We start from the raw sequence: 19,817 nt of genomic DNA, 5'->3' as shown, positions 1-19,817 counted from the left end.
TTTATTACTTAATATAAGACATTATTTCAACCAAACTAGGTGTGATCAAGTCAGATAATGGCTGTGGGAATATTCCGAAGAATATAACAGCTACTGCTAATACGCCTAAGATCACTACTTCTTTAGTATTTACATCAGCGAATACTTTAGTATTAGTTTCTCCTAACATCGACTTTTGGAACATTCTAAGCATATAGAATGCACCTAAGATAATAGAGGTACCCCCAATGATAGCATACCATATATTCACTTGTGATAATCCTAAAAGCAGGTTGAATTCTCCGATGAAACTGAATGTTCCTGGTAATCCTATTGAAGCAAACATTAAGATCATGAATAATGAAGCGAATTTAGGAGCTTGTTGTCTAATACCTCCCATTTCACCAATCATTCTAGTCTGGTAACGTTTGTAAATAATCTCTGCTACGTAGAATAAACCTACGATAACGAATCCGTGTGCTATCATTTGTAAAACAGCTCCTCTTAATCCGTCTAATGTCAATGAATATGCTCCTGCTGCAATAAGACCTACGTGAGCTAATGAAGAATATGCAAAGAATCTTTTGATATTCGACTGTTTTAATGCTACGATAGAACCATATACTACACCAATGATACAAAGTACTAAGATAGTAGGCATTACTTCTTTTGCTGCTATTGGAGAGATTGGTAATTGCCAACGGATGATAGAGTATAACCCCATCTTAAGCATGATACCAGCTAATAACATTGTTCCTACTGTAGGGGCTTTCTCATAAGTAGAAGCCTGCCATGTGTGGAATGGGAATACAGGAATCTTAATCGCATAAGCAATGAAGAATGCTAAGAAGATCCAGTACTGTTCTGTAGCTGATAGTTTAGCATTATACAGGTCAATTAGCATAAAGCTACCAGCACGTTGGTATAGATAGATAAAACCAACTAACATGAATAATGAACCTGCAAATGTGTAAATAAAGAACTTAAAGATTGCTTTCTTACGTGCTTCGAAACTGTCATTACCCCATAATAAAGCAATGAAGTAAATAGGTAGTAATGATAACTCCCAGAAGATGTAATATAAGAATCCATCAGATGCTAAGAATGTTCCTGTCATAGCGAATGACATAAACATTACTAATGCATAGAATGCATTAGATTTCTCTATGTGATCTCCTAATGATGATAATATAATCACAGGAGTTAATGCTGTCGTTAATAAAACTAAAGCTAATCCTAAACCATCTGCTTTAAAGGCTAAATGAATATTAGGGTTAGTCATCCATTGCGTTACATATCCTGTGTCAACCCCAGAATTATGTGAACAGATTAGAACTAAAGTTTCTACAAAAGCAACTAGTCCGAATAACAAGGCTACTTTAGCAGCTGATTGTTTACCTACGAAGTAGGTCGCTATAGCTCCGACTAATAACGTTAATAATAATATAGTTACGTTCATCTCTCTAAGTTATCTTGCAATGAATAAATAATATAAAATCAAACAGATTCCGAATACAAAAGCAAATAAGTACAATCCGATATTACCGTTTTGAGCTTTTTTACCTTGTAGAGATAATCCGTCTGCTATCTTTCCTAAACCAAATATAGTTCCTGATAAAGCTACTTCTACTACATCTCTTAAGAATGTAGCTAGTGTGTAGATAGGGTTTACAATTACTTTTTGATAGATTTCATCAATGTAGTATTTGTTGTAAAGTACTTTATGGAAACCAACGATTTGTTCGTCTTCTTGAGGTACTTCATTTTTACTAATATACTTAGAGTAAGCAAGACCTAGTCCGATTAAGAAACCAATAGTAGCAACTCCCATTAGGATGTATTCTAATGTACCTAATTCATGACTGTGTTTAGTCACTGTATTTACGATAACAGGTTTAAGATATTCGTTTAACCAAGAGTTTCCATTACCTGGTAAGCTGATAAGTCCTCCAACTACAGAAAGTATAGCTAATACTACTAATGGTGTAGTCATAGCAGCAGGGCTTTCGTGTAAATGATTCTTTTGTTCTTGAGTTCCTCTAAAGTTCTTTTTGAACGTCAAGAAGAATAGACGGAACATATAGAAAGCTGTCATAATAGACGCTAATGAACCAATAATGTATAATACAGTATTGTGTTTAAACGCTGTTAATAAGATCTCATCTTTAGAGAAGAAACCTGAGAAGAATGGAAATCCTGAGATAGCTAATGTAGCGATTAAGAACGTTAAGTAAGTCACTTTCATGAATGGTTGTAGACCACCCATTTTACGCATATCTTGTTCTCCACCCATAGCGTGTATAACTGATCCTGATCCAAGGAATAAACAAGCTTTAAAGAAAGCGTGTGTGATCACGTGGAATACTGCAATCTCATAAGCTCCAAAACCAATAGCCATAAACATTAATCCTAACTGAGATACTGTAGAGTAAGCAAGTACTTTTTTGATATCATTTTGTACAAGACCAATAGTTGCTGCGAATAAAGCAGTAAATGCTCCAACGATAGCGATTATGTTTTGAATATGAGGTACAAGATCAAATACAAAGTTTAATCTAGTGATTAAGAATATACCTGCAGTTACCATCGTAGCAGCGTGGATTAATGCTGATACAGGAGTTGGTCCTGCCATTGCATCTGGTAACCAAGTGTACAAAGGTATCTGTGCACTCTTACCAACTGCTCCAATGAAAAGAGCTAAAGCAGCATATCCAATCCAAGTATTTACTTGATGGTTAGTTCCGCTTAGAATAGCTTCTTTAATTGTCATATAATCTAACGACTGGAATAAGAATGCTAAAATGAATACCCCTACTAGGAAACCTAAATCTCCTATACGGTTCATGATAAATGCTTTCTTAGCTGCGTCGTTATATGATTGGTTCTTATGCCAGAATCCGATAAGTAAGTATGAACAAAGTCCTACACCTTCCCAACCAATAAATGTGATTAGTAAGTTGCTACCTGTAACTAATAAAATCATGAAGAAGATAAATAAGTTAAGGTAAGCAAAGAACTTTCCATAGTTCTCATCACCTTTCATATAGCTAGTAGAGTACCAGTGTATCAGTGTACCAATACCTGTAACAAATAATAACCATAACAATGAAAGCTGATCTAATAAGAATCCGAAAGAGATATCAAATCTCGTTGTTGACATCCAATTAAATAAGTCAACTTGTATTGGTTCACCTGTACCGTTTACTTGTACAAATGCTATTACTGTAATAATGAATGAAATTAAAACTGCAAGGGTAGCAATCATTCCAGCACTATTACCTAATTTCTTTCCGAAGAAAATATTAACTAGTGACCCTAATAAAGGAGCCAGTAATAAAAGTAAAATTACGTTCGTATCCATGCGGAATTATCCTTTTAAGTTTTTTAATTTATCAATATCAATTGATCCAATATTTCTGTATATCGTTACTAATATGGCTAACCCAACAGCAACTTCTGCTGCCGCTACCGCCATCGTAAAGAATACGAATACCTGTCCCTGTGCATCTTGATGATATGTAGAAAACGCTACTAATAGCATATTAGCAGAGTTCAACATAATCTCGATACACATAAACATTACAATTGCGTTACGTCTATATAGAATACCAAATACTCCGATGCAGAATAATATGATCGATAAGTAAATGTATCTGTCTATACCAATTATTTCAATTACATTCTCCATAATTATGCTTCTTTATCGGTTTTGTCCTTTTTAGAGATTAGTACTGCACCTATCATAGATAATAATAATAGAACAGCTACCATTTCGAAAGGCATTACGTATTCATTTAATAATACTTTACCTAGTACTTGTACTGATTGGAAGTCTTGTCCATGAGTTGCGTATTGCAATTCATAAGTTTGAGCTCCACGCATAGTAATAGAAAGCAATAATAAACCTACTAAACAGAAAGCTATTGTAGCAACAACTTTAGTGATAAAAGGTTTAGAGACTTCATGGCTTATATTTAAGTTCATTAACATGATTGTAAATAGCATTAAAATCATGATAGCACCAGAGTAAACCATAATATGTACCATTCCTAAGAACTGAGAGTTTAATAGGATGTAGTGACCAGCTATTGAAAAGAAACTTACCACTAACCACAAAGCACTATGGATAGGGTTTTTGCTCAATAGGGTAAGTACTGCACTTCCGAGTGTTATAGTCGAAAGAATATAAAATAATATTTCTACCATGATTAAGCTTGATTCTGTTGTTTAGTATTTTCGATTGCTACATCTAGTGGCATAACTAATTTGTCTTTTCCAAAGATGAAGTTCTCACGAGTAACATCTGCTTTAGCAATTTGTTTAGATGTAGTCAAGTAAATTGCTTGTTTTGGGCAAGCCTCTTCACATAAACCACAAAATATACAACGAAGCATATTAATCTCGTATATCTCAGCGTATTTCTCCTCGCGATAAAGATGTGCTTCTTCAGGTTTGCGTTCTGCTGCTTTCATTGAAATTGCTTCTGCAGGACATGATAATGCACATAAACCACAAGCTGTACAACGTTCTCTACCTTCGTCATCACGCATTAGCATATGTCTTCCGCGATATACATCACTGAAAGGTCGTTGTTGTTCTGGATAAGCGATAGTCACTTTTTTCTTAAACATGTGTTTTAAGGTAACCATCATTCCTTTGAAGATAGCTACTAAGTAGATCTTCTCTGTCCAAGTCAGCTTCTTATTAGAAACTTCCTTTTTTCTTCCTGATAATGAATAAGTATTTGTCGACATGCTTAACTTTTTACTAGTAAGATTACAATAGCTGTAATCACTAAATTCAACAATGCTAATGGAATTAATGATTTCCATCCTAAGTTCATCAATTGATCATAACGGAAACGTGGTAAAGTCCAACGAACCCACATATAAACAAATATGAAGAAACATATTTTAACGAATAGAGCGAAAATACCTATTACGTTTGCAATATTTACTCCCCAGTTTTCTACAGCCCATGACATACCTGGATAGTTATACGCTCCAAAGTATAGTACAGAGATGATAGCTGATGAGATAAATAAGTTTGCATATTCAGCGAAAAGGAAGAATCCCATCTTCATAGAAGAATATTCTGTGTGGAATCCTCCAATTAGTTCTTGTTCACATTCTGCTAAGTCAAAAGGCGCACGATTAGTTTCAGCAAATGAACAAATCAAGAAGATTAAAAAACCAACTGGTTGGTAGAATACGTTCCAGTTCATTCCTTGTTGTTGTAATGCTATTTCTCGCATGCTTAATGACTGAGTCATTAATAGTAATGATATTAGTGAAAGTCCCATTGCGATTTCATACGAAATCATTTGAGAAGCAGCACGAATACCACTCATTAAAGAGTATTTATTATTTGATGCCCAAGCTCCAATCATGATACCGTATACTCCTACAGAAAGTACTGCGATGATATATAGTAAGCCAACATTTAAGTCAGCAGCTTGTAATATAATATCTCTTCCAAATAAATGAAACTTATCTCCCCAAGGAATAACAGCACTAGTCATTAATGCTAATGTCATCGCCAGGAAAGGTCCAAACTTAAATAAGAATTTATTTGGTGTGTTTGGTTGTGTTTCTTCTTTAGCGAATAGTTTTAAACCATCTGCTAGGGGCTGTAATATACCTCCTTTACCAGCACGGTTAGGACCTAGACGGTCTTGTATCCAGGCAGCAATTTTACGTTCTGCTAACGTGGCATACATCGCCATAAGCATCGTAACTGCAAACACAACTACAATGATAACTGCCTTATCTATAATAATAGTTTTATCCATACTTATGCCGATTTATTCTTTTGATTCATTATCTGTAAAAGGAATTTCCTTCATACTAATTTTAACGCGGTCTTGGTCACGTCCTTCTAAGATATGTTTTTCTGTTTTCATTACTACTTTATCTAATTTCTTAGTGTAGTTGTTTTGATTGATAACAGAGAATTTCTCAAACTTACGTGGTCCTTCAATAACCCAGTCTTTTGTGTCTTTGTGGTCAAAACGACAACTGTTACAGATAAATTCTTCTACTTCGTGGAATTCATCTTTACGAGCTGTTACTCTTTGGATTTCTTCTCCGAACATCCATACTGTTACTTTACCAGAACATGTAGGACAATCTCTATGTGCGTTATAAGGTTTGTTAAACCAAACACGTGATTTAAAGCGGAATGTTTTATCTGTTAATGCTCCTACAGGGCATACATCTATCATGTTTCCAGAGAACTCATTATCAATTGCAGCTGATATATAAGTTGATATTTGTGCGTGATCACCACGTCCACATACACCGTGTACTCTTGCGTCTGTTAGTTGTTCTGCTGTCTTTACACATCTATAGCAAAGGATACAACGATTCATGTGAAGTTGAATATTGTCTCCTATATTTTCAGGAGCGAATGTTCTTTTTTCTTCTTTGAAGCGTTTCTGACCTTTACCATGGTCGAAAGCTAGGTTTTGTAAATCACATTCACCTGCTTGGTCACATACAGGACAGTCAAGAGGGTGGTTGATTAATAAGAATTCAGTAACTGCTTTACGTGCTTCTAGTACTCTTGGAGAAGAAATACTTTTTACCTCCATACCGTCCATAACTCCTGTTTTACAAGAAGCCATTAACTTAGGCATAGGACGTGGATCTGCTTCACTACCTTTAGATACTTCCACTAAACATGCTCTACATTTTCCTCCTGTACCTTCTAGTTTTGAATAATAGCACATTGCAGGAGGTACTGATTCGCCTCCTATCATTCTTGCTGCTTGTAGAATGGATGTCCCTGGTTCTACTTCTATTTCATGTCCGTCTATAGTAACTTTCATAAACTGTGCTTTGTTTAAGCTGAATATTTAGTCAGCGTATATTATTTATTGATCAAGTGTTTTACTGTTGAGAAAGGCTCATTCACATAGTGATTTCTATCTTTAACTTTCTCTGGATATAAAACGTGATATTCAAACTCTTCTCTAAAATGTCTTATGGCTGCAGCTACTGGCCATGCAGCAGCATCTCCTAAAGGACAAATAGTGTTTCCTTCAATATTGCTCTGGATGCTCCATAATAAATCGATGTCATCCATAGTTCCGTTACCCGTCTCTATACGGTGTAATACTTTTTCAAGCCACCCTGTACCTTCACGACATGGAGAACATTGTCCACAACTTTCATGAGCATAGAAACGAGCGAAGTTCCAGGTGTTTCTAACGATACAAGCTGTATCATTATAAACGATGAATCCTCCAGAACCCAACATAGATCCTGTTTCGAATCCTCCATCAGATAACGATTCATACGTCATTAGACGATCTTCACCATTAGCTGTTTTATAGATTAAATGCGCTGGTAAGATTGGTACTGAAGATCCCCCAGGGACTAATGCCTTGATAGGACGATCATCTATCATACCACCACAGTATTCTTCTGAGTTAATAAATTCATGAACAGTGATACCCATTTCGATTTCGTATACTCCAGGTTTTTTGATGTGTCCTGAAGCAGAAATAAGTTTTGTACCAGCTGATCTCCCTAATCCTAATTTAGAATACGCTTCTCCAGAGTTGTTTACAATCCATGGAACGTTAGCAATAGATTCTACGTTATTTACCACTGTAGGATTACCCCATAGTCCACTTACAGCAGGGAATGGTGGTTTGATACGAGGATTACCTCTTTTACCTTCTAGTGATTCGATAAGAGCAGTTTCTTCTCCACAGATATAGGCTCCTGCACCACAGTGTACGTGTAGATCTAATGAATAGTCTGACCCTAAGATATTTTTACCAAGCCATCCAGCAGCATAAGCTTCTTTTATAGCTCTTTCTAGTATTTTAAAAACCCACATATATTCTCCACGAATATAGATGTAAGATAGGTTAGCCCCTAAAGCGAAACTTGATGTAATCATTCCTTCTATTAATAAGTGAGGAATATGTTCCATTAAGTAACGGTCTTTAAAAGTACCTGGTTCAGATTCATCCGCATTACAAACTAAGTGTCTTGGTTTGCCTGACTTTTTATCGATGAAACTCCATTTTAATCCTACTGGGAATCCAGCACCTCCACGACCTCTTAAACCAGAAGCTTTTACTTCTTCCGTGATTTCATCAGGAGTCATAGATTTTATAGCTTTCTCTACAGAAGCATAACCACCATTTTGACGGTATACTTCATAAGACTTAATCCCTGGGATATTGATTTTATCTAATAATATTTTTGTTGCCATATTACTATTTGTCGTGAAGAATTACTTTACCAGCTTTACAATCTTCTATGATTTGATCTATTTTTTCTTTTGTCAAGTGCTCTTTATAGAAATCTCCTAATTGCATCATTGGAGCATATCCACAAGCACCTAAACATTGAACACCTGCTATAGAGAACATTCCATCAGGAGTTGTTTCTCCTGGTTTTATGCCTAGCTTTTCACAAGCGTATTCCATCATATCATCAGCACCTCTAATTCCACAACAAGATGTTAAGCAGAATTCGAACATATACTTACCTACTGGTTTTTGGTTGTACATTGTATAGAATGTAACTACCTCGTATACTTCGATAGGAGTTATGTTTAGCATTTCAGCGACTTTGTCCATTAGTTCTGCACTTAACCAGTTGTCATGAGCATCTTGTACCTCATGTAAGACTGGTAATAGCGCTGACTTTCTTTTATCAGCAGGGTAGTGGCTAATCAACTCATCAATGCGTTGTTGCAACTCTGGTGTGATATTTATGTTTTGTTTGTATTTTTTAACTTCCATAATCTTAAGCGTCTAATTCTCCTGCGATAATATTTAAACTTGACAGTGTAATAATAGCATCTGATAGCATACCACCTCTTACGATGTCATTATATGCTTGATAGATGATAAAACAAGGTCTTCTAAAGTGTAAACGATAAGGAGTTCTACTACCATCAGTGATTAAGTAGAAACCTAATTCTCCATTACCACCTTCTACAGGATTGTATAGTTCTGTAACTGGCACAGGTACTTCTCCCATGATTATTTTAAAGTGGTAGATAAGTGCTTCCATATTAGTATAAACATCTTCTTTTGGAGGAAGGTAATAATCTGGTACATCTGCATGGTATGGACCTTCAGGCATTTTGTCTAATGCTTGTCTGATGATTTTTAAACTTTCCCATACTTCAGCATTACGAACGCAGAATCTGTCGTAACAGTCACCACTTGTACCAACTGGAATATCAAAGTCAAAGTCTTCGTAAGAGCAATATGGTGAAGCAATACGTACGTCATAGTCAACTCCTGCCGCTCTTAAGTTAGGACCTGTGAATCCGAAGTTAATAGCTTCTTCAGCAGAGATTCCACCTACACCTATTGTTCTGTCCATAAAGATTCTGTTACGCGTAAGTAACCCTTCAAATTCAGACCAGATTGCAGGGAATTCTCTTAAGAATTCTTCGATTAGTTGGAATACCTTTGGAGACCACTCTCTCTCAAATCCTCCGATTCTTCCCATATTAGTAGTTAAACGTGCACCACTAATTTCTTCGAATATTTCGTATATTTTTTCTCTGTACTGGAATACATATAAGAACCCTGTAAGAGCTCCTGTATCTACCCCCATTACTGAGCTACAGATAATGTGGTCAGCTATACGAGCCAATTCCATTACGATAACTCTTAAATATTGAACTCTTTTAGGGATTTCAATACCTAATGCCTTTTCTACAGTTAACCACCAAGCAGTATTGTTGATTGGTGAAGAACAATAGTTTAGACGATCTGTTAATACGTTGATTTGATAAAAAGGTCTGTTCTCAGCTATTTTCTCAAATGCTCTATGTATATATCCTACTGTTCCTTCTCCATCTAGTACTTTCTCTCCATCTAGTAAGATGATATTCTGAAAGATACCGTGTGTAGCAGGGTGTGTAGGTCCTAAGTTTAATATCTGTAATTCTGTCCCGTCTTCTTGAAATTTCTCTTCAATAAGTTTAGCATATCGTTGCTCAGGAGGTAATAATAAATCTGACATAGTCTCGTTCCTTTAAGTATTAAGAATTATGAACCGTTCTACCAAAGAATCTATCATCTTTGTCTGTTCTACCTGCATCTTCCATTGGGAACTCTTTTCTTAATGGGAAAGATTCCATCTGGTCCATATTTAATATTCTCTTCAATTGAGGATGATTCTTAAAGATAATCCCATAAAAATCATATGTTTCTCTTTCTTGCCAGTTTGCACTTTTAAACAAATCTGTAGCAGACTCTACAACTGGGTTTTTGATATCTAAGAAGGTTTTAAAACGAACTCTAATATTATCTGTCCAGTTGTGCATGTGGTATACCACCGCTAATTGACGTTCCGAAGGTAAGTCAGCATAATGAACTCCGCAAATATCTGTAAGGAAGTTAAAGTTCATCTCACTATCTTCTTTTAAAAACTTAAGAACATCGTGCGAAGCATTAGTTGCAACTTCAAAAGACAACATTCCATGTTGTTCATGAAATTCACTAACTGACATACCAAATGTTTCAATTAGCCTTTTTTGTAATGTAGTATTATCTAATGCCATACTATTTGTTTATGTTGTAAGAATTTAATAATTCATCATATTCTTTCGTACCTCTGCGATTAACAGATTCAGATTTTACAATTTCTTGTAGTCTTAGTACACCATCTAGAATTTGTTCTGGTCTAGGAGGGCACCCTGGTACATAAACGTCTACTGGGATTACTTTATCTATTCCCTGTAGTACAGAGTAAGTATCAAAAATCCCGCCAGAACAAGCACAAGCTCCAACAGCAATAACCCATTTTGGTTCAGCCATCTGTTCATATACTTGTCTTAAGATAGGAGCCATTTTTTTAGAAATAGTTCCCATAACCATTAGCATATCTGCTTGTCTAGGAGAGAAACTCATACGCTCAGAACCAAAACGAGCTACGTCATACGTAGCTGCCATTGTTGCCATGAATTCAATTCCACAACAAGAAGTTGCGAAAGGTAGAGGCCACATTGAATTAGCACGTGCTAATCCAACTACTGAACTTAATTTAGTAGCAAAGAATCCTTCTCCTACATATCCTTCCGGAGCTTCTACTGTATTATATTTTTTATCGCTCATCTCTATCTATTTTATTAATCCCACTCTAGTCCTTTTTTCTTGAATTCATATAGTAATCCGATTATGATTAGGAATAAGAAAATTCCCATTTTCATTAAACCGTCCCAACCGAACTCTTGGAAGTTAACTGCCCAAGGGTATAAGAAGATTACCTCTACATCAAATAATACGAATAGTATTGCTACAAGGAAGTATTTTACATTGAATGGGATACGTGCACTACCTAGTGACTCTAATCCACATTCCCATGTACTGTCTTTAATTTTAGAAGATTTTTTGGGACCTAATTTACTAGAAACCCAAATTGTCATGGATACAAACCCAGCAGCTAGTGCTATTTGCATTAAGATTGGGATGAAATCAAGTTGACTTGCCTGCATATCTAAAGTATTTATATTAATACAACATACAAATATACATTTGAGTTCTCGTTTTACAAAGCTTTGGTACTCTAGGTGTTGCCTAGTTTGACTCTAATGGCTTAATATGTATTTGGATTAATTATAAATAGAATGCTAGGTAATAAAAAAAGCTATCCATTTTTGAAATGAATAGCTTCTTCGTAATTGAAAATTTATATTGTAAAAAATTAATTTCCTATCACTTCTACATCTACAGCGATTAAACCTTTTTTACCTTTTTCTTCAGTATAAGAAACGCGGTCACCTTGGTTAATGCTTTTAGTTTTTAAACCTGTGATGTGAACAAAAATGTCTTGTTTAGTAGCTTCATTTGTGATAAAGCCAAATCCTTTGTCTTCATTGAAGAACTTAATTACGCCTGTATGCATTGTATTGAAATAAATAAAATTATGTTCAAATATAATGTTTGTTTCGAACTAAGTTTAGTTTTTTTTGATTTTTTTTTAAAAATTAATGTTTATTTAATTGATGAGGAGATTTTTATTTTCAATTCTATAATATATTTCGAATAGTTTGTGTTACTTCTTGTAGTATTTGCTTTTTGTGGTGATGCGATAGGGCATAATTAAAAACAAAAAGGGCTATTCAGTTAAGAATAGCCCTTTGAGATATCTGATGTAGATTAATCCTCTAATGGTTTCATTGTGAAACTTTCCATAAATGCTGTTGTATAATTACCAGCGATATAGTTTGGATCATCCATTAATTGTCTATGGAATGGAATAGTCGTTTTGATTCCTTCGATTACGAACTCGTCTAATGCTCTTCTCATCTTGTTAATTGCTTCTTCTCTTGTTTGAGCAGTTGTAATTAACTTAGCAATCATTGAGTCATAATTAGGAGGAATAGAGTATCCAGAGTACACGTGAGTGTCTAGACGTACACCGTGTCCACCAGGTGTGTGAAGAGTTGTAATCTTCCCTGGAGATGGGCGGAAGTCATTGAATGGATCCTCTGCATTGATACGACATTCTATTGAGTGCATTTTAGGCAAGTAGTTTTTACCAGAAATTGGTGTACCTGCTGCAACTAAAATTTGCTCTCTGATTAAGTCATAATCGATTACTTGTTCAGTGATAGGGTGTTCTACTTGGATACGAGTATTCATTTCCATGAAGTAGAAGTTTCTGTCTCTGTCTACTAAGAATTCGATAGTACCAGCACCTTCGTATTTAATGAATTCAGCAGCTTTTACAGCAGCTTCACCCATTTTGTGTCTCAATTCATCTGTCATGAATGGAGAAGGTGTTTCTTCTGTTAGTTTTTGGTGACGTCTTTGGATAGAACAGTCACGCTCAGAAAGGTGACATGCTTTACCATAAGAGTCTCCTACTACTTGGATCTCGATGTGGCGTGGGTCAAGGATTAGTTTCTCCATGTACATACCATCGTTACCGAAAGCTGCAGAAGCTTCTTGACGAGCACTTTCCCATGCTCTGTCTAGCTCTTCTTCTTTGAAGATTTCACGCATACCTTTACCACCACCACCAGCAGTAGCTTTCATCATTACTGGGTAACCGATAGCTTTAGCTGTTTTTTTAGCGTGTTCTAATGATTCTAGTAATCCGTCAGAACCTGGTACAGTAGGTACTCCAGCTAATTTCATTGTTTCCTTAGCTGTAGCTTTATCTCCCATTTTTTCAATCATCTCTGGTCCAGCACCGATGAACTTCACACCGTGCTCTTGACAGATTTTAGAAAATTTAGCGTTTTCTGATAAGAAACCGTAACCAGGGTGTATAGCATCTGCGTTTGTAATTTCAGCAGCAGCTATTATGTTTGAAATCTTTAAATACGATAAGTTACTTGGAGCAGGTCCAATACAAACAGCTTCATCCGCAAAACGAACGTGTAAACTATCTGCATCCGCAGTAGAGTAAACTGCTACAGTTTTAATGCCCATTTCTTTACATGTTCTGATAACACGTAAGGCAATTTCACCTCTATTAGCGATTAATATTTTTTTAAACATCTCTTGAAACTTTAATTTAACTTTAGTGAGTTTACTTCGTTAGAAAGTAAAAATTGGTGTGTTATAAATTTCTTAAGATGGATCAACTAAGAATAATGGTTGATCAAATTCTACTGGAGAAGCATCGTCAACTAATACTTTAACGATTTTACCAGAAATTTCAGATTCGATTTCGTTGAATAATTTCATTGCTTCAATTACACATACTACATCTCCTGCTTTAATAGTTTTTCCTACTTCAGCAAATGGTTCTTTGTCTGGAGCTGGTTTTCTATAGAATGTTCCAATGATTGGAGATTTTACAGTGATGTATTTAGAATCTTCGTTAGCTGCAGTTTCAGTTGCAGCAGCAGCTGGTGCAGCTGGAGTTGCAGCTTGTTGAGCAACAGGAGTTTGAGATAAAGCAGAAGCTACTGGTACTTGTTGGATGTAAGTAGTTTCAGTATTACCTGTTTCAGTTGTTTTAATGGTGATTTTAAAATCATCCATTTCTAATTTTACTTCTGTAGCTCCTGATTTTGCTACAAATTTAATTAAGTTTTGAATCTCTTTAATGTCCATACCTAATGTATTGGTTAGTTGTTTTTATTTCGCTGTGTACGCCCACTTTAAGTACATTGCACCCCACGTGAAACCACCTCCAAAAGTAGCAAAAATAATATTATCACCCTTTTTAAGTTGTTTTTCATAATCGCAAAGTAGTAATGGTAAAGTGGCAGACGTTGTATTTCCGTATCTTTCGATATTCATTAATACCTTTGAGTCATCTAAGCCCATTCTGTGAGCTGTAGCATCAATGATTCGTTTGTTCGCTTGGTGTGCAGCTAACCAAGTCACATCTTCATGAGAAAGATTGTTTCGTTGCATAACTTTTTCACTTACATCAGCCATGTTTGATACAGCATATTTAAATACTGTTTTTCCATCTTGGAATACATAGTGTTGTTTGTTTGCAACAGTTTCTGCACTTGCAGGTAAGATAGATCCACCTGCTTCGATTTTTAAGAACTCACGGCCAACACCGTCGCTTCTTAAGTATTCATCTTGTACTCCATAGCCTTCTGTGTTAGGCTCGAATAATACTGCTCCAGCAGCATCTCCGAAGATAATACAAGTTGCACGATCTGTATAATCGATGATTGAAGACATCTTGTCTGATCCGATCAACAATACTTTTTTATATCTACCTGATTCGATATATGCAGAAGCTACTGACATACCATATAAAAAGCTAGAACAAGCTGCTTGTAAATCAAATGAAAATGCATTCGTTGCTCCAATTTTTGTTGCAACATAAACTCCTGTAGAAGCTACAGGCATATCAGGTGTCGCTGTTGATAAGATTATACAATCGATATCTTTAGGATCTGTGCCTGATTTGCGTAATAAATCTTCTGCGGCTTTGATAGCCATATAAGAAGCTCCTTCACCAGGTTCTTTAAGAATTCTTCTTTCTTTAATTCCTGTACGGCTAGTTATCCATTCGTCGTTTGTATCTACCATCGTCTCTAAGTCTGTATTGGTTAACTTAGTCTCTGGTAGGTAGCATCCGATCGCTGTAATGGCTGCGTGTATTTTTGTCATATGGTGTTGCTTTACTTTATAAAAACATTCCAAAAAGAAGCGAAAATTACAAAAAAAAAACGAATTAACGGTTCTTTGGAGGCGTAAAGTACGTTTTTTGGGCTATATACCAAAAAAAAACTCTCACACATTGTGAGAGTTAATTTGTACTTTGTCTAAAGTTATGCCTCTACTTCAGCTGTTTTGTCGATTACAACTTGCCCTCTGTAGTACATTTTTCCTTCATGCCAGTAAGCTCTGTGATATAAGTGAGCTTCTCCTGTTACAGGACATGTAGCGATTGTTGGAGCTACAGCTTTGTAATGAGTTCTTCTCTTATCTCTTCTTGTTTTCGAGGTTTTTCTCTTAGGATGTGCCATTTTACTATATTATTTATCCGTTAATAGTTTCTTTAATTCTGCCCATCTAGGGTCAATATCTTTATTTGTATTTTCTTCTTCCTCTTCTACATCATCATATTCTAGGTCGTCTATTAAGTCGAAGATTTCGTCATCTTCATCATCGAATAGACTGTCAAATTCGTCTTCATCCTCTTCATTAACGTAACCTAAGTAATCTAATGCTGCAGAATCTAATGTTCCATCTTTTACTCCAGGATGAACCCTTTTTTGTGGTATAGCTAGAACGATCATTTCATATATATATTGAGCTACATTTATTTGATGTTCAGTATATGGGATGATTAATATCTCGTCGTGATCATCATTAAATGAATCTCCAAATTTAACTACCAAATCAATTTCACTCTCTACTGGCATGTCAAAATCTTGGTTTGTCACATCACAAGGTACATTTGCTATACCTTTTGCAGTGAAGTGTAACTCAAATAGATTAATTTTCTTGTCTAAAAGAACGTTTATATCAGCATTAATATGATTGAAATCACTGTAGTTGTAGTTTTCGAAAAAACGGTCATCTACCTTAAAATCAAACGAATGCTTTCCGTTTTTTAATCCTGTAAAAGGTATTAAAAAGTCTTTTTCAATATTCATGGAATACATGATTTGAGCGTGCAAAGATAAAAAATTATTATAATTACAAGCTAGTTATCAAATTTTTTTGTGCTAAAATCTTTTTCTTGAGGCTGTAAAGGGTTTGCTGCTGCTTCGATATTTCTACTTCTATTGTTATAAATATCAATAGCTAGATATAGTGCTTCTTTAAAAGAAGTTTCGTCTGCAATGCCTTTTCCAGCTATTTCATAAGCAGTTCCGTGGTCAGGAGAAGTTCTAATCTTATCTAGACCAGCAGTATAGTTCACACCATGACCGAAAGAAAGTGCTTTGAAAGGGGCTAAACCTTGATCGTGGTAGCACGCTATCACTGCATCAAAGTGTTTGTGTGTTCCTGATCCGAAAAAACCATCTGCAGGAAATGGGCCTGAAATTAGAATACCTTCATCATTAAGTTTTTCTACTGTCGGTTTTATGATTGTTAATTCTTCATTACCTATAACACCGCCGTCACCAGCGTGTGGGTTTAATCCTAAGATAGCAATGCGTGGTTTAAATATATTGAAATCTTGAATTAAAGTATCGTTTATCGTTTTTACTTTTTGTTCGATTAATTCAGGAGTGATTGCTTTCGCTACATCTTGTATTGGTAAATGATCTGTTAGTAATCCTATTTTTAGATCTTCACTTACTAGTAGCATAAGAGCCTGACCTTCTAATTGCTCGTTTAGATAATCAGTGTGTCCAGGGTACTTAAACTCTTCGTCTACGCTATTATATTTATTGATAGGAGCTGTTATAAGTACATCTATCTCTCCATTTTTTAGAGCTTCAGTTGCTGCAACAAATGATTTGATAGCATATTTTCCAACGATGGGGTCATTTTTACCAAATGAAATATTAACGTTTTCTTTCCATAGATTTAGTACGTTTAATCTATTTGGGACAATTTGATTTAGATTGTCTATTCCTTGTATTGGTGTATTATTATCAATCGTTTTTTTTATATATGATAGAGGCTTTGAATTTCCGAATATAACAGGAGTGCAGATTTCTAGCATTCTACTGTCTTCGAAACATTTGAGTATAACTTCACTACCTATCCCATTTAGATCTCCGATAGAGATCCCTACTTTTATAATTTCTTCTTTGTGGCTCATAGTTTCGTCTAAATTATTCCTACTTTTGAAAGCAAATTTAATAAAATAAATGGAGTTATGTTTACAGGGATAGTTGAAAACATCGGAAATATCAAAAGAATAGAAAAAGAGCAAGAAAACTTACATATCACAGTAGAATCTGCATTTGCTAGTGAGTTACAGATCGATCAGAGCGTTTTACATAACGGTATCTGTTTGACAGTAGTAGCACTGGCAGATGTTGAATATACTGTTACTGCTATTAAAGAAACGATAGATGTGACAAGTATAGGACAGTGGCAAGTAGGGCAGGAGCTAAATCTAGAAAGAGCTATGCTGATGAATGGTCGCTTAGATGGGCATATCGTACAGGGACACGTAGATCATATCGCTACCTGTGTGAGTATTGAAGAAGTGGGAGGTAGTACATATTTTGGGTTTGAATATAAAAAGACGTCACAGCATGTGACGATAGAGAAAGGGTCTATTACTATAGATGGCACGAGTCTGACTGTTGTAGACTCTGGTATCAATACTTTTAAAGTTGCGATTATTCCATATACTTTAGAGCATACTATTTTTAAACATTATCAAGTCGGAACCGTGGTTAATCTTGAGTTTGATGTTGTTGGGAAGTATGTTGCTAAGTTGGTGCAATTGAGAAGTTTGTAGTAAATATTTAGTATTTTTATGGGACTATTGGTGTAAAAGACTTTACTTTGCACCTGAAAAAAAAGTATATGAAGTTTAATTCGCAAAATAGTAATTTTGCTGCGATGACGGATGAAGAGTTAGTACAATTCATTGTTCATAGTAGCAATACTAACTTATTTGGGATACTTTATGATCGGTACGCACAGAAAGTTTATGCGAAGTGTATTGGTTTTGCTGAGTCTAGGGATGTGGCAGAAGATCTTACACAAGATATTTTTGTGAAGTTGTATTTAAACCTAAAGAACTTTAGAGGTGATTCTAAATTTTCTACATGGTTGTATTCTTTTGCGTATAATCATTGTGTCAATTATTCTAGGTTAGTTCTTAAGAAGAAGAGAAATGAAGAAACATTGGATGATGAGAATCAATACGCATTATCTGTAGAAGACGAGATTTCGGATGAGGAGATATTCTCATTGAGTGTCGATAGGTTACAAGAGTCATTAGTAAGGTTGGATCCGGAGGACAAGATTGTTTTGTTGATGAAATATCAGGATGACAAGTCTATTAAGGAGATTTCCACCCTGTTGGATTTAGGAGAGAGTGCGGTGAAAATGCGACTCCACAGGGCTAAGAAAAAAATTGTTGAAATTTATAACTCGTTGTAATTATGGATAATCCGTTTAAAAAAATTCTTCAGGACGAAAAATTACCAGATTACTTAAAAGATAGGGTAATAGATAATCTCAACTTTATTAAGTTATCACTAGATGTGTCAGAACTTTATACTGTTAAGGTTCCTCAGGCATTAGGTAGCCTGATAGGAGAAAAAGATGTGAAAAAAGAAAATGAAATAATCAATAAAATTAAAAATAGTAAGGATGATGGAACGTTATAACTTTGAGTATCCTAGTCAAATGATTAACTCTGTAATGAGCTCGTTATTACAAGGATTGATAGGATTTGTTTTTTTAGTAGGCTATATTTTAATTTCTTGGTTAATAATTAAGGTATGTTCTTATGTCTTAAAGAAGCTGTTTAAGGTTATTCGCTTAGAGAAAATACAAAATCTATTAAGCGAAAATGACTTTTTGAATAAGGTGAATATCAAGATCAGTGTGTCTGATATCTTAATCTTCTTTGTAAAGGTGTTTTTAATCTTCTTAATGGTAGTAGTAGGAGCTGAGTTATTTGGTCTAGCTATTGTCTCTCGTGAGATTGGAAACCTGATGTTGTATATTCCTAAAGTGTTTGTAGCACTACTGATCTTCGTAGGAGGATTGTATTTTGCTACATGGGTAAAGAAAGCTATTGTGGAAGTGTTAAAGGCTGTTGACTTCAGTGGAGCACGTATGATAGGTAATATCTTATTCTATCTAATCTTGGTTTTTGTGTTTATTACTACATTGAATCAGATGGGTATAAACACAGATATTATTACTAATAATATCTCTATTATCGTAGGGGCTATCCTATTGACTGTAGCTTTATCATTAGGATTAGGGGCTAAAGATGTTGTGACTAGACTATTGTTCTCTTTTTACGCTCGTAAGAATCTAGAGTTAGGACAGCTAGTGCGTATCGATGGTCTAGAAGGATATGTGATCTCTATAGATAATATCTACCTATGTCTGTTAGTAGAAGGGAAGAAACACTATCTACCGATAGCTAAAGTATCAGAAAGTCATATCGAGATAATAAAATAGATTATTTATATAGCAGTAGCTATTAGCATATAATAAAAGGCGAATGTTCTCATGATATTCGCCTTTTTTAGTATTAGTATCTTGGATTAAGAGTTGTTCTCTAAGGTTACAGTTCTTGAATAAGGCTGTTTTTTTATTTTCTTTCCGCTCTTTTTGACTAGATATGGAGTTTATGACTTTGGTTGCTCTTTTTGTTTTATTATGAAGGACTGAGTTTTTTACAGAGTATTGATTTATAGAGGTATATTGTGTTTGGGCTTGGGGTTCTTCGGGTATTCTAGGGGTTTTCTTCGAGTTTGCTTGCCCAGAG

24 protein-coding genes are annotated in these 19,817 nt (G+C 35.2%); 4 read left to right on the top strand and 20 right to left on the bottom strand.

The features are described from left to right. Positions 1-4: 4 nt before the first annotated feature. From MODO_RS01910 to pdxA, 20 genes are all read right to left on the bottom strand, one after another. Positions 5-1,438 carry a complex I subunit 4 family protein gene (locus tag MODO_RS01910; protein ID WP_006257703.1) on the bottom strand — a complete coding sequence of 478 codons (1,434 nt, stop codon included), beginning with the start codon at positions 1,436-1,438 and terminating at the stop codon, positions 5-7. Positions 1,439-1,447: 9 nt separating this feature from the next. After that, on the bottom strand, positions 1,448-3,340 hold the full coding sequence (nuoL, locus tag MODO_RS01905) for an NADH-quinone oxidoreductase subunit L (RefSeq protein WP_006257702.1): 1,893 nt from the start codon (positions 3,338-3,340) through the stop codon (positions 1,448-1,450). Between the two features lie 6 nt (positions 3,341-3,346). Next, positions 3,347-3,667 (bottom strand): NADH-quinone oxidoreductase subunit NuoK, encoded by a 321-nt coding sequence (gene nuoK, locus MODO_RS01900; protein ID WP_006257701.1) that lies wholly within the window; start codon positions 3,665-3,667, stop codon positions 3,347-3,349. A gap of 2 nt (positions 3,668-3,669) precedes the next feature. Continuing rightward, positions 3,670-4,185, bottom strand: coding sequence for an NADH-quinone oxidoreductase subunit J family protein (locus MODO_RS01895; RefSeq protein WP_006257700.1), 516 nt, complete (start codon positions 4,183-4,185; stop codon positions 3,670-3,672). A gap of 2 nt (positions 4,186-4,187) precedes the next feature. Next, entirely contained in the window at positions 4,188-4,733 is a 546-nt protein-coding gene (locus MODO_RS01890) for a NuoI/complex I 23 kDa subunit family protein (protein ID WP_006257699.1), read from the bottom strand. A gap of 2 nt (positions 4,734-4,735) precedes the next feature. Continuing rightward, positions 4,736-5,770 (bottom strand): NADH-quinone oxidoreductase subunit NuoH, encoded by a 1,035-nt coding sequence (gene nuoH, locus MODO_RS01885; RefSeq protein WP_006257697.1) that lies wholly within the window; start codon positions 5,768-5,770, stop codon positions 4,736-4,738. A gap of 12 nt (positions 5,771-5,782) precedes the next feature. Continuing rightward, positions 5,783-6,808 (bottom strand): NADH-quinone oxidoreductase subunit G, encoded by a 1,026-nt coding sequence (locus MODO_RS01880; RefSeq protein WP_006257696.1) that lies wholly within the window; start codon positions 6,806-6,808, stop codon positions 5,783-5,785. Positions 6,809-6,849: 41 nt separating this feature from the next. Next, positions 6,850-8,208 (bottom strand): NADH-quinone oxidoreductase subunit NuoF, encoded by a 1,359-nt coding sequence (nuoF, locus tag MODO_RS01875; protein WP_006257695.1) that lies wholly within the window; start codon positions 8,206-8,208, stop codon positions 6,850-6,852. Positions 8,209-8,212: 4 nt separating this feature from the next. Then, a complete protein-coding gene (locus MODO_RS01870; RefSeq protein WP_006257694.1) occupies positions 8,213-8,743 on the bottom strand; it encodes an NADH-quinone oxidoreductase subunit NuoE family protein in 531 nt (176 codons plus the stop codon). A gap of 4 nt (positions 8,744-8,747) precedes the next feature. Continuing rightward, the gene (locus tag MODO_RS01865; RefSeq protein ID WP_006257693.1) at positions 8,748-9,983 is read right to left on the bottom strand and encodes an NADH-quinone oxidoreductase subunit D; all 1,236 of its coding nucleotides are present in this window, start codon (positions 9,981-9,983) and stop codon (positions 8,748-8,750) included. A gap of 19 nt (positions 9,984-10,002) precedes the next feature. After that, positions 10,003-10,524 (bottom strand): NADH-quinone oxidoreductase subunit C, encoded by a 522-nt coding sequence (locus MODO_RS01860; protein WP_006257692.1) that lies wholly within the window; start codon positions 10,522-10,524, stop codon positions 10,003-10,005. A 1-nt stretch (position 10,525) separates the two neighbouring features. Further along, positions 10,526-11,077, bottom strand: a complete 552-nt coding sequence (locus MODO_RS01855; protein ID WP_006257691.1) for an NADH-quinone oxidoreductase subunit B — start codon at positions 11,075-11,077, stop codon at positions 10,526-10,528. 14 nt (positions 11,078-11,091) lie between these two features. Next, complete coding sequence (locus MODO_RS01850; RefSeq protein ID WP_006257690.1) at positions 11,092-11,457, bottom strand: NADH-quinone oxidoreductase subunit A; 366 nt, start codon at positions 11,455-11,457, stop codon at positions 11,092-11,094. Positions 11,458-11,666: 209 nt separating this feature from the next. Then, complete coding sequence (locus MODO_RS01845; RefSeq protein WP_006257689.1) at positions 11,667-11,867, bottom strand: cold-shock protein; 201 nt, start codon at positions 11,865-11,867, stop codon at positions 11,667-11,669. 254 nt (positions 11,868-12,121) lie between these two features. Continuing rightward, positions 12,122-13,471 (bottom strand): acetyl-CoA carboxylase biotin carboxylase subunit, encoded by a 1,350-nt coding sequence (gene accC / locus MODO_RS01840; protein WP_006257687.1) that lies wholly within the window; start codon positions 13,469-13,471, stop codon positions 12,122-12,124. 72 nt (positions 13,472-13,543) lie between these two features. Further along, a complete protein-coding gene (gene accB / locus MODO_RS01835) occupies positions 13,544-14,032 on the bottom strand; it encodes an acetyl-CoA carboxylase biotin carboxyl carrier protein (protein WP_006257686.1) in 489 nt (162 codons plus the stop codon). Between the two features lie 24 nt (positions 14,033-14,056). After that, positions 14,057-15,055 carry a beta-ketoacyl-ACP synthase III gene (locus MODO_RS01830; protein WP_006257685.1) on the bottom strand — a complete coding sequence of 333 codons (999 nt, stop codon included), beginning with the start codon at positions 15,053-15,055 and terminating at the stop codon, positions 14,057-14,059. A gap of 161 nt (positions 15,056-15,216) precedes the next feature. Next, positions 15,217-15,414 carry a 50S ribosomal protein L32 gene (gene rpmF / locus MODO_RS01825; RefSeq protein ID WP_006257684.1) on the bottom strand — a complete coding sequence of 66 codons (198 nt, stop codon included), beginning with the start codon at positions 15,412-15,414 and terminating at the stop codon, positions 15,217-15,219. A gap of 9 nt (positions 15,415-15,423) precedes the next feature. Then, the gene (locus tag MODO_RS01820) at positions 15,424-16,047 is read right to left on the bottom strand and encodes a YceD family protein (RefSeq protein WP_016361602.1); all 624 of its coding nucleotides are present in this window, start codon (positions 16,045-16,047) and stop codon (positions 15,424-15,426) included. Between the two features lie 50 nt (positions 16,048-16,097). Then, positions 16,098-17,168 (bottom strand): 4-hydroxythreonine-4-phosphate dehydrogenase PdxA, encoded by a 1,071-nt coding sequence (pdxA, locus tag MODO_RS01815; protein ID WP_006257682.1) that lies wholly within the window; start codon positions 17,166-17,168, stop codon positions 16,098-16,100. A gap of 57 nt (positions 17,169-17,225) precedes the next feature. Here pdxA and MODO_RS01810 point away from each other — a divergent pair, with 57 nt between their 5' ends. The 4 genes from MODO_RS01810 (at position 17,226) to MODO_RS01795 (ending at position 19,507) form a co-directional block, all read left to right on the top strand. Next, a complete protein-coding gene (locus MODO_RS01810) occupies positions 17,226-17,819 on the top strand; it encodes a riboflavin synthase (protein WP_006257681.1) in 594 nt (197 codons plus the stop codon). A gap of 68 nt (positions 17,820-17,887) precedes the next feature. Continuing rightward, on the top strand, positions 17,888-18,469 hold the full coding sequence (locus MODO_RS01805) for an RNA polymerase sigma factor (protein WP_006257678.1): 582 nt from the start codon (positions 17,888-17,890) through the stop codon (positions 18,467-18,469). A gap of 2 nt (positions 18,470-18,471) precedes the next feature. Continuing rightward, on the top strand, positions 18,472-18,699 hold the full coding sequence (locus MODO_RS01800; protein ID WP_006257677.1) for a hypothetical protein: 228 nt from the start codon (positions 18,472-18,474) through the stop codon (positions 18,697-18,699). Next, positions 18,683-19,507 carry a mechanosensitive ion channel family protein gene (locus MODO_RS01795; RefSeq protein ID WP_006260495.1) on the top strand — a complete coding sequence of 275 codons (825 nt, stop codon included), beginning with the start codon at positions 18,683-18,685 and terminating at the stop codon, positions 19,505-19,507. Before MODO_RS01800 ends, MODO_RS01795 begins: the two co-directional genes overlap by 17 nt. Positions 19,508-19,817 lie beyond the last annotated feature (310 nt).

The organism is Myroides odoratimimus, assembly GCF_001485415.1.
Taxonomy (GTDB): Bacteria; Bacteroidota; Bacteroidia; order Flavobacteriales; family Flavobacteriaceae; genus Flavobacterium; species Flavobacterium odoratimimum.
This window is presented reverse-complemented; position numbering and strand designations above follow the sequence as displayed.